General features: G+C 38.1%; 16 protein-coding genes. 10 read left to right on the top strand and 6 right to left on the bottom strand.

Annotated features, from left to right (window positions below):
• Positions 1–25 precede the first annotated feature (25 nt).
• Positions 26–832: a pyrroline-5-carboxylate reductase gene (proC, locus tag IQ31_RS04190; protein WP_075990881.1), complete on the top strand. Its 807-nt coding sequence runs from the start codon at positions 26–28 to the stop codon at positions 830–832.
• A complete protein-coding gene (locus IQ31_RS04185) occupies positions 822–1,886 on the top strand; it encodes a M20 family metallo-hydrolase (protein WP_088160094.1) in 1,065 nt (354 codons plus the stop codon). The genes proC and IQ31_RS04185 overlap by 11 nt, the downstream gene beginning before the upstream one ends.
• A 35-nt stretch (positions 1,887–1,921) precedes the next feature.
• Here the strand turns inward: IQ31_RS04185 and IQ31_RS04180 are convergent, their stop codons facing one another.
• Positions 1,922–2,395: an Lrp/AsnC ligand binding domain-containing protein gene (locus IQ31_RS04180; RefSeq protein WP_046674894.1), complete on the bottom strand. Its 474-nt coding sequence runs from the start codon at positions 2,393–2,395 to the stop codon at positions 1,922–1,924.
• 387 nt (positions 2,396–2,782) lie between these two features.
• On the opposite strand from IQ31_RS04180, the gene IQ31_RS04175 reads away from it, so the two are divergent.
• Positions 2,783–3,829, top strand: coding sequence for a hypothetical protein (locus IQ31_RS04175; protein WP_046674895.1), 1,047 nt, complete (start codon positions 2,783–2,785; stop codon positions 3,827–3,829).
• On the opposite strand, the gene ruvC is transcribed toward IQ31_RS04175, so the two are convergent.
• Positions 3,830–4,396: a crossover junction endodeoxyribonuclease RuvC gene (gene ruvC / locus IQ31_RS04170; RefSeq protein WP_088160095.1), complete on the bottom strand. Its 567-nt coding sequence runs from the start codon at positions 4,394–4,396 to the stop codon at positions 3,830–3,832.
• A gap of 100 nt (positions 4,397–4,496) precedes the next feature.
• Between ruvC and IQ31_RS04165 the strand changes: the two genes are divergently transcribed.
• Both IQ31_RS04165 and IQ31_RS04160 read left to right on the top strand, forming a co-directional pair.
• Positions 4,497–5,471, top strand: a complete 975-nt coding sequence (locus IQ31_RS04165; RefSeq protein WP_145327164.1) for a lysylphosphatidylglycerol synthase domain-containing protein — start codon at positions 4,497–4,499, stop codon at positions 5,469–5,471.
• Positions 5,455–6,585: a glycosyltransferase family 2 protein gene (locus tag IQ31_RS04160; protein WP_232475666.1), complete on the top strand. Its 1,131-nt coding sequence runs from the start codon at positions 5,455–5,457 to the stop codon at positions 6,583–6,585. The genes IQ31_RS04165 and IQ31_RS04160 overlap by 17 nt, the downstream gene beginning before the upstream one ends.
• A 7-nt stretch (positions 6,586–6,592) precedes the next feature.
• On the opposite strand, the gene IQ31_RS04155 is transcribed toward IQ31_RS04160, so the two are convergent.
• A complete protein-coding gene (locus IQ31_RS04155) occupies positions 6,593–7,327 on the bottom strand; it encodes a lysophospholipid acyltransferase family protein (RefSeq protein WP_088160097.1) in 735 nt (244 codons plus the stop codon).
• A gap of 123 nt (positions 7,328–7,450) precedes the next feature.
• Between IQ31_RS04155 and IQ31_RS04150 the strand changes: the two genes are divergently transcribed.
• Genes IQ31_RS04150 through IQ31_RS04135 form a run of 4 tightly spaced genes read left to right on the top strand, consistent with a single transcriptional unit; the run spans position 7,451 to position 10,247 of the window.
• Entirely contained in the window at positions 7,451–7,750 is a 300-nt protein-coding gene (locus IQ31_RS04150; RefSeq protein WP_088160098.1) for a DUF2089 family protein, read from the top strand.
• Between the two features lie 45 nt (positions 7,751–7,795).
• Positions 7,796–8,287, top strand: a complete 492-nt coding sequence (locus tag IQ31_RS04145; RefSeq protein ID WP_088160099.1) for a hypothetical protein — start codon at positions 7,796–7,798, stop codon at positions 8,285–8,287.
• Positions 8,277–8,861 carry a hypothetical protein gene (locus tag IQ31_RS04140; RefSeq protein WP_145327163.1) on the top strand — a complete coding sequence of 195 codons (585 nt, stop codon included), beginning with the start codon at positions 8,277–8,279 and terminating at the stop codon, positions 8,859–8,861. The genes IQ31_RS04145 and IQ31_RS04140 overlap by 11 nt, the downstream gene beginning before the upstream one ends.
• Positions 8,862–8,873: 12 nt before the next feature.
• Positions 8,874–10,247 (top strand): alpha/beta hydrolase family protein, encoded by a 1,374-nt coding sequence (locus tag IQ31_RS04135; protein WP_145327162.1) that lies wholly within the window; start codon positions 8,874–8,876, stop codon positions 10,245–10,247.
• Positions 10,248–10,406: 159 nt separating this feature from the next.
• Here IQ31_RS04135 and IQ31_RS04130 read toward each other — a convergent pair whose 3' ends face one another.
• From IQ31_RS04130 to IQ31_RS04120, 3 genes are all read right to left on the bottom strand, one after another.
• Positions 10,407–11,114, bottom strand: coding sequence for an SDR family NAD(P)-dependent oxidoreductase (locus IQ31_RS04130; protein WP_145327161.1), 708 nt, complete (start codon positions 11,112–11,114; stop codon positions 10,407–10,409).
• A gap of 2 nt (positions 11,115–11,116) precedes the next feature.
• Positions 11,117–12,031, bottom strand: a complete 915-nt coding sequence (locus IQ31_RS04125) for a lysylphosphatidylglycerol synthase transmembrane domain-containing protein (RefSeq protein WP_075990891.1) — start codon at positions 12,029–12,031, stop codon at positions 11,117–11,119.
• Positions 12,032–12,118: 87 nt separating this feature from the next.
• Entirely contained in the window at positions 12,119–12,451 is a 333-nt protein-coding gene (locus tag IQ31_RS04120) for a hypothetical protein (RefSeq protein WP_046674904.1), read from the bottom strand.
• Positions 12,452–12,505: 54 nt separating this feature from the next.
• Between IQ31_RS04120 and IQ31_RS04115 the strand changes: the two genes are divergently transcribed.
• Positions 12,506–13,060 (top strand): lipocalin family protein, encoded by a 555-nt coding sequence (locus IQ31_RS04115; protein ID WP_075994619.1) that lies wholly within the window; start codon positions 12,506–12,508, stop codon positions 13,058–13,060.
• Positions 13,061–13,279: the final 219 nt, after the last annotated feature.

Below are 13,279 nucleotides of genomic sequence, written 5' to 3'. Positions count from 1 at the left end.
ATCTAACCTAAACCCAACGATCGCTATGAAAAAGGTCACCATTATCGGAAGCGGTAATATCGGTCTTTCTTTGGCAAAAGGACTTGTAAAAAGTGAATTTGCCAATGCTGCCGATATTACATTGACGAGGAGAAATTTGAATGCACTGGCCGAAGAAGCGAGCCAGGGCTTCTCAGTAAGTAATGATAATAGGCTCGCTGTAAAGGGGGCTGATATTGTTGTTTTCGCAATACTACCTCAACAACTAAAAAAGGTATTGGTGGAAGTCGCTCCAGTCATTGACAAGACAAATCAGATTTTTGTCTCTATTGTGTCAGGAGTCTCTTGTGCTGATTTGAAAGCAGAGTTGGGTGCAGATGCCACAGTTATACGGGCAATGCCCAACACAGCAATAGCAATAGCTCAATCAATGACTTGTATCGCCAGCGACAATGCTTCGGACGATAGTTTGAAGGAGGTTGAGAAGATGTTTGAAACTGTTGGTTCAGTGGTTGTCATTAATGAAGACCTGATGACATCGGCAACGGCATTGTGTGCCTGCGGTATTGCGTTCTTCCTGCGTGCTATTCGCGCGGCTTCACAAGGTGGAGTTGAAATCGGATTTCATGCGCATGACGCATTAAAAATGGCAGTTCAAACTGCAAAAGGCGCTGCTGATTTGCTATTGCATACCAATGCTCATCCAGAAGGAGAGATTGATAAGGTGACGTCACCAAAGGGATGTACAATAGCGGGATTGAACGAAATGGAACATAACGGTTTTAGTTCTGCTTTTATAAAGGGAATTAAACTGTCTGCGGATAAAGCAGGAGGACTATACCATGAAGGATAAACAGCGTCTATTTGAAGATGCGCTGGCCCTTTTAAAACAATTAATTGGACTGTCGTCTTTAAGTAAAGAGGAAGAGTTCACGGCAGATTTAATTGATCGCTTCTTTCAGGAGCGTGATATAAAAACACATCGGAAAGGCAATAATGTCTGGGTGTATAACGCCCATTATGATATCACTAAACCTACGATATTGCTTAATTCGCATCACGATACAGTTAAACCAAATACGGGTTATACGAGAGATCCTTTGGCAGCAACTGTAGAGGAAGGTAAATTGTTCGGATTGGGAAGCAATGATGCTGGGGGCTGTTTGGTATCATTGATAGCTACATTTTTGTATTTTTACCAGCAGACGGAGTTGAAGTATAACTTCTGTCTGGTCGCCAGTGCTGAAGAAGAGATCTCAGGTAAGAACGGTGTAGAATCTGTTTTGGATGATATCGGTCCAATTGATTTTGCAATTGTGGGTGAACCTACCTTATTGGATTTGGCAATTGCAGAAAAGGGGCTGATGGTGTTGGATTGTACCGCTTTAGGAACTGCTGGACATGCCGCACGTAATGAGGGCGATAATGCTATCTATAAAGCGATCAAGGATATTGAATGGTTTCAAAATTATACATTTGAAAGGACTTCTTCAACTTTAGGCCCAATTAAGATGTCGGTAACCGTGATTCAGGCGGGATCACAGCACAATGTGGTACCGGCTACTTGTAACTTTGTTGTCGATGTCAGAACCACAGATGCTTATTCGAATGAAGAGACGTTGGATATTATCAAGTCTCATGTAAAATCAGAGGTCACAGCGAGATCGACGCGCCTGAAGTCTTCTTCTATTCCTGAAACGCATCCAATCGTCAAAGCAGGCATTCTACTGGGACGTAAAGTATATGGTTCACCGACGATGAGCGATCAGGCTCTTATTCCTGTCCCTTCTCTGAAGCTGGGACCTGGCAATAGCGCGCGGTCGCATATGGCAGATGAGTTTATCTATATCGATGAAATTAGAGCAGGGATCGATCTCTATATCGCAATGTTAGAAAAGATAGTATAAAAAAAGCTTCCATTTTTATGGAAGCTTTTTTTATACTAGACTAAGCTGATTTGACGTTTGATACTCTCCTCAAGAGAGATGATCGTCTCGGTACGTTGAATCCCTGGTACGGATTGAATATCTTCATTCAATACTTTTCTCAGGTGAACTGTATCTCTACAGATAATTTTTGCAAAAATACTGTATTGGCCAGTACAATAGTGTAATTCGACCACTTCTTTGATTTCTTTCAATTTATCTACCGCATCTGCATATTGTGAACCTTTTTCAAGATAGATACCCAAAAAGGCCGTGATATCAAATCCGACTTTTTGAGGATTGATAATTAGATTTGACCCTCTAATGATACCTAGTTCTTCCATCTTCTTCATTCTAACGTGAATTGTACCACCTGATACAATTAGCTTTTTTGCTATTTCTGTATAAGGAATAGAGGCATCGTTCATTAGAATAGACAAGATTTGGATATCCAAATTGTCTAGATCATAGTTTGCATATTGATTTTCCATTAACAATGGTTTTTGTGTTCATTAATTGGTCGTTGCATCAAGATCTGACCAATAGCTAAAATAATTAAATTTATTTCAAAATTACTAAGAATTTTCGGTTTATAGATGTAAATTTAATAAAAAATACTTATTCATATTGATAATGTTATATGTTTTTGATTGAAAGTGATTATAATTGTTTCATGATGATCTTATTATAGGTTAAGTGATTGTTTTCATGTTTAATATCAAGATTATGATAAATTAATTTAGTATTGCCTTTTTTAGAAGTAGGAAAAACAGTTGGCATATTGAAAATCTAATCAGTTCGAATTTAGCATATGATGGGGCAAAATGTAGCAGACTGTGTGATGTTTGAGTAAACGAAAAATAAAATACGGAATAGAGATGGAAGAAGTTCAAGATGTAAAGATTTCGAAAAAGAAACCAATTTTTGAAGTAGGGGAAGGACTTCATAAATACCTTAAGCTGTATCAGCGAGACGAAAAGTTGCCGATAGGATATAAAGATCTACTGAATTTTACGGAGACAGTACCTGTCATGGATAAATTTGGCAACGATACTTTTTGGGAGACTCCACTGTATCCGCAATATCTTATCGATCAATTGTATGACGGATTGAAGGTGATTTATGCTAAACTGAAAGCATCAGGTAATACGCGAATCGTCCAGCATAAGTATATTGATCGTGTAGAGTACTGTGGCTTTGGCAATACTAAACCATTTCGTATTCGTATCGTAAACCGTTTAAATGATGTGTACGATTATTTTTACATAAAGCAAGCCGATGCGTCGCGAATATATGGATTGGAGTTAGAAGAAATATTGTCGCCAAATCAGGTGAATTATATGGTAGACCATGATACTTTGGTTGAAGAACATATTGTTGGAATCCCCGGGGACACTTTTTCGAAAACACGTATGTTCTCGCCTGATTATAATCTGACCCGGATTTCCAAAGAATTTGTCAAGTTTAATGAACGATGTATTATTACCTTGTTGGGGGATATGAGGGCCTACAATTTTGTGATGCAGATTACACCAGATTTTGATGATTTCCAGTTTCGAATTCGGGCAATAGATTTTGACCAGCAGTTTTATGAAGGAAATCCGAAAGTATATATGCCTCAATTTTTTAAGGAGAATCTTCCCTACGTCAAATTAGCAATGGAGCATCTAAATGAAAAAACTGTGCTGCAATACCAACAGGAGGAGCGTTCTTCCATTGTGCATAGAGTCCGGAGTGAAAGACATCGGATCGCTGATCTAAGGGATGCTTCGCAAACGCAGGTCCTTTCTACGCAGGAGAATATCAAACAGTTACGTGAGGGCTACGCTGAATTTTATCAAAATAACTCTTACCTCAAGTGTAAGACGATGACGGATATTGTTGAGTTGAATGTGAAGAATGTGATTCGTCAGGTACAAATGTAATTACTTGATCCGATCTTTGTTGTCTTTGATAAAGGCGGACCATCCAGTGTACGACTTGCTGCTGCCTGATACTGCATTTTTCTGAAAGGAGTGGCAGACAGCGATTGCCAATCCGTCGGTGGCATCTAAAAATTGTGGTGTTTCCTCAAATTTTAATAGATTTTTTAGCATAGCGGAAACCTGCTCCTTTGTAGCATTTCCATTTCCTGTAACGGATTGTTTTATCTTTCTTGGAGAATATTCAAAGATTGGGATATCTTGCGCCAGCGCCGCCGCCATGGCAACACCTTGCGCTCGCCCTAATTTGAGCATGACCTGTATGTTTTTTCCATAAAATGGTGATTCAAGAGCTACGCAGTCGGGATTGTATTCCTGCATTAGAGCAGAAGTTTTTTTGAATATACGTTGTAGTTTTAGGGCATGGTCATCTAAATGTCCCATTTTGATGACCCCCATTGAGACCAAGGATATGTTATTGCCGACTTCTTTGATGATACCATACCCAAGTATTACTGTTCCGGGGTCTATACCTAAAATTATTCTTTCTTTCGCCTTTTCCTTCTGCATATACAATAATACAAATTTTGCGTTTTATTCACGGATTGCGTTCGACAAAACTTAATCATTTGGCTAAAATTTAGTAACATTGCTCTCTAATTATCAAAAGTTGACTGGAAGACAAAAAAAATACATCAGTCTTTTATTGAAGATACTGGTTTTCGCCCTAGCGACCTGGTATATCGTTGTGAAGCTATCCGATAGAAGCAATATTGAGAAGTTCAAAACCCTAATTGCCGGTTTGGAGCAGCATTCGGTTGTTGGGACCCTTATTTTAATTGTGGTTTTAATGCTTGTCAATTGGTTGCTTGAAGTTGTGAAATGGCGGTATCTTGCATCTAAACTGGAGCATATTTCATTTTGGAAGGCTTTCCAATCCGTTTTCTGCGGGCTTACCTGGGCTATTTTTACACCTAATAGGATTGGCGAATATGGCGGACGGGTACTTTTTCTACAGCCCCAACATCGAGCAAAAGGAGCCGTAGCGATGGGCGTTGGATTATTTGCGCAATTGGTGCTCACAAGCGTTGCGGGGTCACTAAGTATCGCTTGGTTTATCTGTAAATTTCTTTCTACTCCTTTAACAGTACAATTTGGGGTATGGCTACTTGCTATTATCTATGCTGGAGGATTTGTCATCTTATATTTCAATGTAAAATGGATCGATTTATTGGTCGGGAAAATTAAGTTTTTGACGCGAATTAAGCCCTTCTTTGAAGTATTGGAGCACTATTCAATGCGTGAGCTCAGTATTGTTCTTTTAAATTCTTTGGCGCGATTTGTTATTTTTACTTCGCAGTATATCATCTTGATGAAGCTAACTTTGCCTGAGCTACCACTTTTATCCATGATTCTGATGATTTTTATTCTGTTTTTTGTTCAGGCAGCTCTGCCTACATTGGATATTTTTGATTTCAGTGTGAGAAGTTTTGTTGCTAGCAATCTATATAGCTATGTTACCACACAAGAGATTGCTGTAATGGCTATTGTTTCCTGTATTTGGTTCGTTAATTTGATTCTTCCAGCTATATTTGGTTCTATTTTTGTTTTTAAGATTAATTTTTTCGGTGATACAAATTCTTAACTATTTATTGATCATTTTTGCCTGCGTATATGCAATTCTAGTTTTATGGATGCGCAGAGGCTGGTCCTTGATTTCAGAACCTAACCGTTCTATTAGGCCAACAATGACCGTATCTGTGATTATTGCTGCGCGGAATGAGGAGTTAAATATTAGACGCACCATTGAATCCATACTCGGGCAGAATTATCCTAATGAGCTCCTGGAGCTCATTATTATCGATGACCATTCAGACGACAATACGTCTTTGATTGTGAAAGAATATGAAGAGAAAGGTGTTAAGCTTATTCAATTGAATGAAAACGGGCGTTTGAATTCGTATAAGAAACTAGCAATTTCAAGGGCGATAGAATGCTGTCAAGGTGAAATTATTATTACCACTGATGCAGATTGCCGCATGGGGTCGAACTGGTTAGCAACGGTTATCAGCACATTTGAGAAAGAAGGTGCTTATCTACAATCTTCTCCAGTGGTGTATTCAGAAGAAAAGAGTTTTTTTGAACGACTGCAGACCCTGGAATTTTTGTATTTGATAGGTCTGGGCGCTGCAGGTATTGGTAACAAAAAACCAACGACCTGTAATGGTGCTAATTTGGCCTATCGAAAGGATATTTTTAAACAAATGGGCGGATTTAAAGGGATCGACGAGCTTGCATCCGGTGATGATGAACTTTTTTTACATAAGGTAGCAGAACAATATCCCGAGCGAATAACGTTTTGTAAATCAAAAGATGCTGTTGTTTATACGGATGCCAAACCGGATTTGAAGTCATTCATTAGTCAGCGCAGACGCTGGGCTTCAAAAAGTACCAAATATAAAAATAAAGGTGTCATCGCATTAGGGATTTCCATTTGGTTCTTTAATTTATTGATTTTGGTAGCTTCGGTTCTTGCTCTTTTCGGTGTAAAATTCGTTGCTTGGGTTGTACTTTTTGCATTGCTATTAAAGATGGTCGTCGAATTTATTTTTATTGAACCTTTGACAAGGTTCGCAAGCAGAAAGGAACTCTTATGGTATCTTCCTTTATTGAGCTTGGCTCATATCCTGTATCTGGCTTATATAGGCATATTGGGCAATGTAGGGAAGTACGACTGGAAAGGAAGGCAGGTCAAGTAGCTTATTCCTATTTTTCGACCTTTAATTTTATTGCTTCCTCAGCTAATTTAACGATCTCCTCAATATTCTTACCCTCCGTATCCAAAGGTTCTAGCACTTCCCAGGTCATATGAAGAAATGGGGTTAATGGATACATACCATATTGTACCATTTCATATGATCCTCTAATGGCAATAGGAACAACGAGTGCATTCGGATTTTTCTTTAGTAAAGTGGCAATTCCACCAACATGAAAGGCCTTCATTTTTCCGGTTTTCGATCTTGTTCCCTCTGGAAAAATAAACGCGGACCAGTTTTTGGTTTTCATATTATTGGCAAGTTTCAATATTTCAGCAATAGATTGTTTGGGGTCATTGCGATCTATATTTGCGGCACCACCATGTTTTAAGTTGAAGGAGATGCTAGGTATGCCACTGGCAAGTTCTATTTTAGAAATAAATTTCCCATGAAATCTACGCAAGAAATAGATCATTGGAGGAATATCAAAAGTACTTTGATGATTTGCTACAAAGACAATGGGTTGTCCTGTTGGAATATTTTTATTGTCGATAAATGTCACCCGATTAAATAGCGTGTAATAGCAGGCAACGAGGCAGGCATTTAATATATCTACACTCTTTTTATGTGCATTGTATCCACCCAGCTTTAAACATAACCACTGTATGGGGTGGAAAATAATTAGGGATAAACCAAAACAAAACCAAAATATAATAGATAGGAAATAGCCTAAAAACTTCTTCATAAACGTTATTTAATGATACAAATATATCATTAAGCAATGATTTTTGAAAAATATTGATTTTATAATCTTTTGTTTTAACATTATTAATATTATCTTTAATAATGTTAATGATGTTATTATTTAATGAAAAAAATACCGGTTGATTGCCCTTGTTGTGAAGCGAAGTTAAAAGTCGCTAAATTGGTGTGTGACTCCTGTGAAACCGAAGTTGTAGGTAAGTTTTCTTTACCTGTGTTGATGCAGCTTACTGTAGAGGAGCAAGAATTTGTTTTGAATTTTTTGATGCACTCAGGGAGTTTAAAAGAAATGGCAAATCAGATGGGCAAATCCTATCCGACGGTCCGTAATATTCTCGATGATCTGATTCGCAAATTGAAATCGCTTGATCATACAAACAATAATGGCAGAAATAGAAGTATTTAGCAGTCTGGGCAATCGAATGATTGATAAACAAAGAATTATATCAAGATGAAAAATAATACGCTTTATACCGAAAGCCAATCTTTTTTTAGCTGGTGGCTCTGTCTGATCCTTTTATCTGTCAGCGTGGCCAGTTTTTCTGTGCACTGGCATGAGCTCTTGCGGTTGAATTTTGCTCCATTATTTCAATTACCGGGGTTTTGGATCAATTTGGTATTATGGGGATTGTTTGGCGTTCTACGATTAAGAACTACTATTCGTGAAGATGGAATTGAAGTCTATTTTTTTCCATTTAATTTCTATCGTAAAAGAGCACGTTGGACAGATATTCGTGCTGTTGAAGTACGAAAATATAACCCGATTGGTGAGTTTGGTGGATGGGGTTTTCGGAGAGGGCAGAAAGGGCTGGCTTTTTCAGCTCGTGGTAATATGGGCTTACAACTTACCTTGGAAACTGGTAAGATATTACTTATTGGAACCCAAAATCCAGTAGAAATCGAACAGCTGCGCTTATCTCAATTCTTAAAAAATGAAAGTTAAACAGATTTTTCAGAATCCATTTGCGGAATTGCCGGAGTGGAAACTATTCTTTGCTGGTGTTATCGGATTTTTGTTATCAAGCTATATTATTTATTTATCGGGCCAGCAGTTCAATGGTTTTATGCATTTCTATCAACCGGATAGGGTGATTTCGATATGGGCTGTATTGGGCGTTCATGCCTGTATGGTTTTGGCTCCTTTTACACTTCTTTACGGTACTGGGATGTTATTGAACAGAAAGACCAGAATCATCGATGTCATAAATGTCGTTCTGATTATACCATTTCCGCTCTATCGTGCCTTATTTTTAGGGAAATTGTTAAACCAGGACAAATTTACGGATGAAGTCTTAAAGGCAGTGCAAAGCGACGATCATACATTGGTTGGAGTTGATAAAACGGAGATGCTCTTGTTTGGCATGTTTGGAATCATCAGTTTGTTATTGCTATGCTATCAGTTCTATTTATTGGTTAAGGGTATGAATGTAGCCGTTAATAATAAGAAGATTGGAATCAGTATGGTATTTGTGGCATTATATTTTATATTGGATTTATGCATACAGTTTAATTTCTAGTAAAAAACGACAATGAGAAAAATTTTATACCTATTTATCATTTGTTTTCATTTTTCATGTACCCATGCGCAGACATTTGATGGCTCATGGAAGGGCGAGGTTGAGGTTTCAGGGCAGAAGCTGCTGCTGGTGTTCAACATTCAAAAAGATAGCACAGGGAAGTGGAATGGAACCTTTGAGAGTCCGATGCAAACAGCGCAGAAATTTGCAATCACTCAAATACGTATAGAGCACGATTCCATTTGGATGGACGTTAGGAATATAGGTCTTCTGTATGCGGGCTTTTTAGACCGGGATAAAGATGTTATGAAAGGAGTGATGAAACAAGGTCCTTTTGAATCTGCTATGATTTTGGTACGAAGCGAGAACGAACAGAGTGGGCTTTCTCGTAAGCAGGATGTTTTCCCCCCTTATAGCTATATGGAAGAGGAAGTTTCGTTTAGAAATAGTGCAGGCAATGCATTTCTGACGGGCTCTCTGACTTATCCTAAAAATGGAGGGCCATTTCCTGCGGTGGTATTAGTCAATGGTAGTGGTCAACAAAATAGAGATTCTGAGGTGTTTGGTCACAGGCCATTTAAGGTGCTTGCTGATCATCTTACGAAAAACGGTTTTGCCGTATTACGTTACGATGACAGGGGAGTAGGTGGCTCCAAAGGAGAAGTTAATTTAGCGACAACGATTGACTTCGCTTCTGATGCTAACGCTGCAGTTGATTTTCTAAGCAAAAAAGCTGTAGTTGATGTGGATAAAATCGGGATGATTGGCCATAGTGAGGGAGCGCTAATTGCCGAAATCGTGGCATCCGAGAATAGTAAAGTAAACTATATTGCACTCCTGTCTGGACCTGTGATCAAAGGAGATTCTTTGCTGATTTTACAAAGCTATGCTTTAGGAAAAGCGGGCGGATTATCTGAAGCTGCATTGCAGACCAATAAAGCAAATAATCGAAAATTGTATAATATTCTATTGGAAGACGAGCCACCAAAGGCGTTGGCCGAATCGTTGGAAAAAGAACTTATTCAGCAAAATAACGGGAATCCACTGTCTCCTGATATGAAGATTAAACTTAGTCCAATGATGAGCCCCTGGTTTAGAACGTTTCTTCGCATCGATCCAGCTTATTATCTGAAGCAGGTGAAAGTACCGATTTTCGCTTCCTTCGGCGGAAAGGATGTTCAAGTCCCGGCGAATGAAAACATCTATTGTCTGCAACACCTGCATTTAAACACCACCGACGTCATCATTAAGGATTATCCTAATTTGAATCACCTTTTTCAAAATGCGCAAACAGGAAAAATTGAAGAATATTTTGAAAACTCAGAGAGCTTTAATGAACAATTGATGGATGACCTTACGAAATGGCTTAAACTGAAGACAAATTGATTTAATCAACTGAATGCCGCGAATCTTAATATTTTTTCCGGATCAAATAAGCTTAAAGAAATCGGGACCATTTAATCGTACATTAAATGGTCCTGACTATATTAGATCAACCTGACTGTATTAGAACAAGGGATATCTCTTTGAAGTGCGCTATTCCAGTTAGGGTGTTGTATTGGCGACAGGAAGTATTTTCCCATTGAAATAGTGATGCCCATTTTGAGCGAAATCTGCAATATAGCGTCCCATTTCAAAGGCTAAAGTACCCGCTTCAACGCCTGGAAAAGCAGCTTCGAACATTTCAGTCTGTGCAGATCCTAAGGCTAGACAGTTCACTTTAATTCCCTTTTCCTTAAATTCCTCTGCTAAGCATTCTGTAAGCACTGCTAATGCAGCTTTGCTGGTTGAATATGCCGAAAGTCCGGGAAACTTCATGGATCCCTGAAATCCGCCCATACTGCTAATATTGACAATATGTGAGCCTGATTGCATCATGGGAACAACGTGTTGGATCATATTGACGTGTCCCATCACATTGGTTTGTAGCATTTCAGCAAAATCCTTTCCATCAGTTTCCATAAATGGCTTATTGATGAGTGCTCCAGCATTGTTAATCAAGATATCAACCTTATCAAATTTTGATTGGATGAAGGGAACAAGTGTAGTATAGTCATCGTAGACAATATCAAATTGAGCCGGGTATAAGGTGCCGCCATCATAGTTGAGCTGACCTGCAATTTCATGAAGTTTTCTCAGTTTGTCTGCTGATCTAGCCAAAGCAATGACTTTGTTGTCCTTTTTAGAGGTCAAATCCAACACCGCTTCAAATCCAACACCACTGCTTGCGCCTGTAATAATAATATTTGCCATGTTTATTCTTCTAGTTTTTGACTTTGTTCAACTTCTTCTGCTGAAGGTAATTTGTCCTCTCCAATTGCCTGCGGATGAAAGATAAAATAAATTCCCGAAAGAGCAACGAGAGCGGAAATAATATAAAATAATAAGGTGATCAAAACCGCATTGTGAGAGTCTACCTGGAATATGCCAGCTCCCCACATAATCACAAGTTCACGCATGCCCAATCCCCCAACAGAAAACGGAATGATTGAAACCAAAGAAGATGCAAGGAATAAAAATAGGTACGGAGAGAACTTACCGCTAAAACCTAAGGCATAAAGAATGAGAATTGCTGCGAGAACCTGCATTGATTGTACACCAATAGCCTTTAAATGTGCTCTTAGAAATGTTGCCTTGTATTCCTTAAAGAACTTGGTTACGATAAAGTAATAGAGAACGCTCCCTATAATAAATAATATGATGGTCAGATAGTTTGGAATCCCTAGCTGTGGCATATAGGTAACCAGCGCTGCAATGATTAGGCATAGTGCCCATAGTCCGCTTAATCTATCTAAAAATAAGGCTGTAAATAATTTTCGTCCTTTAATATTGAATCGTTTCCTGAGGAAGAATATCTTATAACCATCTCCCCCAACGCCACCTGGTAAAATGAGGTTGTAAAATAAGCCAAGTTGGTATAGTTTTAAATTATATTTTTCCGTAACATCCAGACCGATTGCCTTTAAAAAGGTCAATAAGCGCGAAGAGGAAATAAAAATAGAGATACTATAAGCAACTAGAGCAAAGAATAGATAGAGCGGATTGGAGTTGATTACCGCTTCTTTCAGATCCTTTAGAGATACCTTGCTGAATACCCAGTATAAGGCGCCCACAGTAACGACAATCTTTGCTATATTTTTGGCTATTTTTAGCCCTTTTTTTTTATCCATATAAATTATACATCCAATCTTGTTCGGCTGTAATTAGCTTTTTGGAGAATCCAAAGTTAGAAACTTTGGCGAATTGTGCAATTACACTTAAGCAATCGTTGGGTAAATTCTTGAATACAATAATATCAAATATAAAATACCAAAGATAGTAGCAAGAGAAAATAGCCAATTTAGGTCAATTCTGTTATATTTGTGCTTGAGCACAGCGATCATTAATCCAATGATGAAGCAAAATAACAAGATAGGAGCGATGAGAGCTATCTTGTTCGTAAAAGCAAGGCTGATTTGATTCAATTTGCTTTTTGCTTCCTGTCCTAAAAAAAGCGGATAAGAAGCAAAGGCCAATAAAATGATAAATAACCTTAACAGCGTTTTTGCGATTATTTTGCTTATGGTATGATTTTTGGCTGTAATTTTCATGTTTTGTGGATTAATTTACCCCAAAAATACAATTTGAAATTAAAATTTATAGATATGAATCGATTCGTTTTATCATTAGCAACTATTTTTGCTACGGTGACCTTATTTTCTTGTGGAGCACAAAAGCAAGGTACATCAACTGGAAATCCTTCTTCCAACACGAGTGCAGCTTCTGGTCCAAGCGCTTCGGATTGGAAATCCGCTGTAAAAGGTACATGGACGTTGAATACAATCGATAGAGAGAATTTACCTTCTTCATTCACGATTAAAAGTGTATTTGAAGAAGCTCCTGCAGAATGTTTCGTAGGTAGTACATGGAATTTTATTGGAAATGGTAAAGGATCTATTACTTTTAATGCGCAAGGAACTTTATGTGCTCCGGGTGCATCACGTGAGATCTTTTGGTCTATCTATAATCCTGGAAAAGGCTTAGGAGAACCTCAGTTTCAATTTAAAAAGATTTATGCAGGCGATAAAGCGAAGAACGTAACAACAGGTTACCGTTTGGATTTATCTTATTCGGATGGGAATAAATTAGTTATGCGTATGCCATTGACTGTTGCTAACGGAGAAGCCTATTTAGTGTTTAATTTTACGCGTTCGAACTAAACGTAAACGATAAAAGAAGAATAACAGAAAGCTATAGGAATTCCTATGGCTTTTTTTGTTTAAAATTTAATACTTTTACACTCCCAATTCATTATGATTTATTCGTGTCATAGGCTGCGGAATTTACCGATACAGTGAAAAAGCCAACTATGCATGATAATCTTGTGGGCGGATAAGCTTATTTTAAGTATGAAAATGGGATATATACCTAACGATTTC

The sequence above is a fragment of the Sphingobacterium siyangense genome (genome assembly GCF_007830445.1).
Lineage (GTDB): Bacteria > Bacteroidota > Bacteroidia > Sphingobacteriales > Sphingobacteriaceae > Sphingobacterium > Sphingobacterium siyangense.
This window is presented reverse-complemented; position numbering and strand designations above follow the sequence as displayed.

Excerpts from the sequence above, each read along its gene's own strand:
- IQ31_RS04120 (WP_046674904.1), bottom strand. The coding sequence starts at position 12,451 with ATGAAAATTACAGCCAAAAATCATACCATAAGCAAAATAATCGCAAAA.
- proC (WP_075990881.1), top strand. The coding sequence starts at position 26 with ATGAAAAAGGTCACCATTATCGGAAGCGGTAATATCGGTCTTTCTTTG.
- IQ31_RS04145 (WP_088160099.1), top strand. The coding sequence starts at position 7,796 with ATGAAAAATAATACGCTTTATACCGAAAGCCAATCTTTTTTTAGCTGG.
- IQ31_RS04135 (WP_145327162.1), top strand. The coding sequence starts at position 8,874 with ATGAGAAAAATTTTATACCTATTTATCATTTGTTTTCATTTTTCATGT.
- IQ31_RS04185 (WP_088160094.1), top strand. The coding sequence starts at position 822 with ATGAAGGATAAACAGCGTCTATTTGAAGATGCGCTGGCCCTTTTAAAA.
- IQ31_RS04115 (WP_075994619.1), top strand. The coding sequence starts at position 12,506 with ATGAATCGATTCGTTTTATCATTAGCAACTATTTTTGCTACGGTGACC.
- IQ31_RS04155 (WP_088160097.1), bottom strand. The coding sequence starts at position 7,327 with ATGAAGAAGTTTTTAGGCTATTTCCTATCTATTATATTTTGGTTTTGT.
- IQ31_RS04180 (WP_046674894.1), bottom strand. The coding sequence starts at position 2,395 with ATGGAAAATCAATATGCAAACTATGATCTAGACAATTTGGATATCCAA.
- ruvC (WP_088160095.1), bottom strand. The coding sequence starts at position 4,396 with ATGCAGAAGGAAAAGGCGAAAGAAAGAATAATTTTAGGTATAGACCCC.
- IQ31_RS04150 (WP_088160098.1), top strand. The coding sequence starts at position 7,451 with ATGAAAAAAATACCGGTTGATTGCCCTTGTTGTGAAGCGAAGTTAAAA.
- IQ31_RS04130 (WP_145327161.1), bottom strand. The coding sequence starts at position 11,114 with ATGGCAAATATTATTATTACAGGCGCAAGCAGTGGTGTTGGATTTGAA.
- IQ31_RS04140 (WP_145327163.1), top strand. The coding sequence starts at position 8,277 with ATGAAAGTTAAACAGATTTTTCAGAATCCATTTGCGGAATTGCCGGAG.
- IQ31_RS04175 (WP_046674895.1), top strand. The coding sequence starts at position 2,783 with ATGGAAGAAGTTCAAGATGTAAAGATTTCGAAAAAGAAACCAATTTTT.
- IQ31_RS04125 (WP_075990891.1), bottom strand. The coding sequence starts at position 12,031 with ATGGATAAAAAAAAAGGGCTAAAAATAGCCAAAAATATAGCAAAGATT.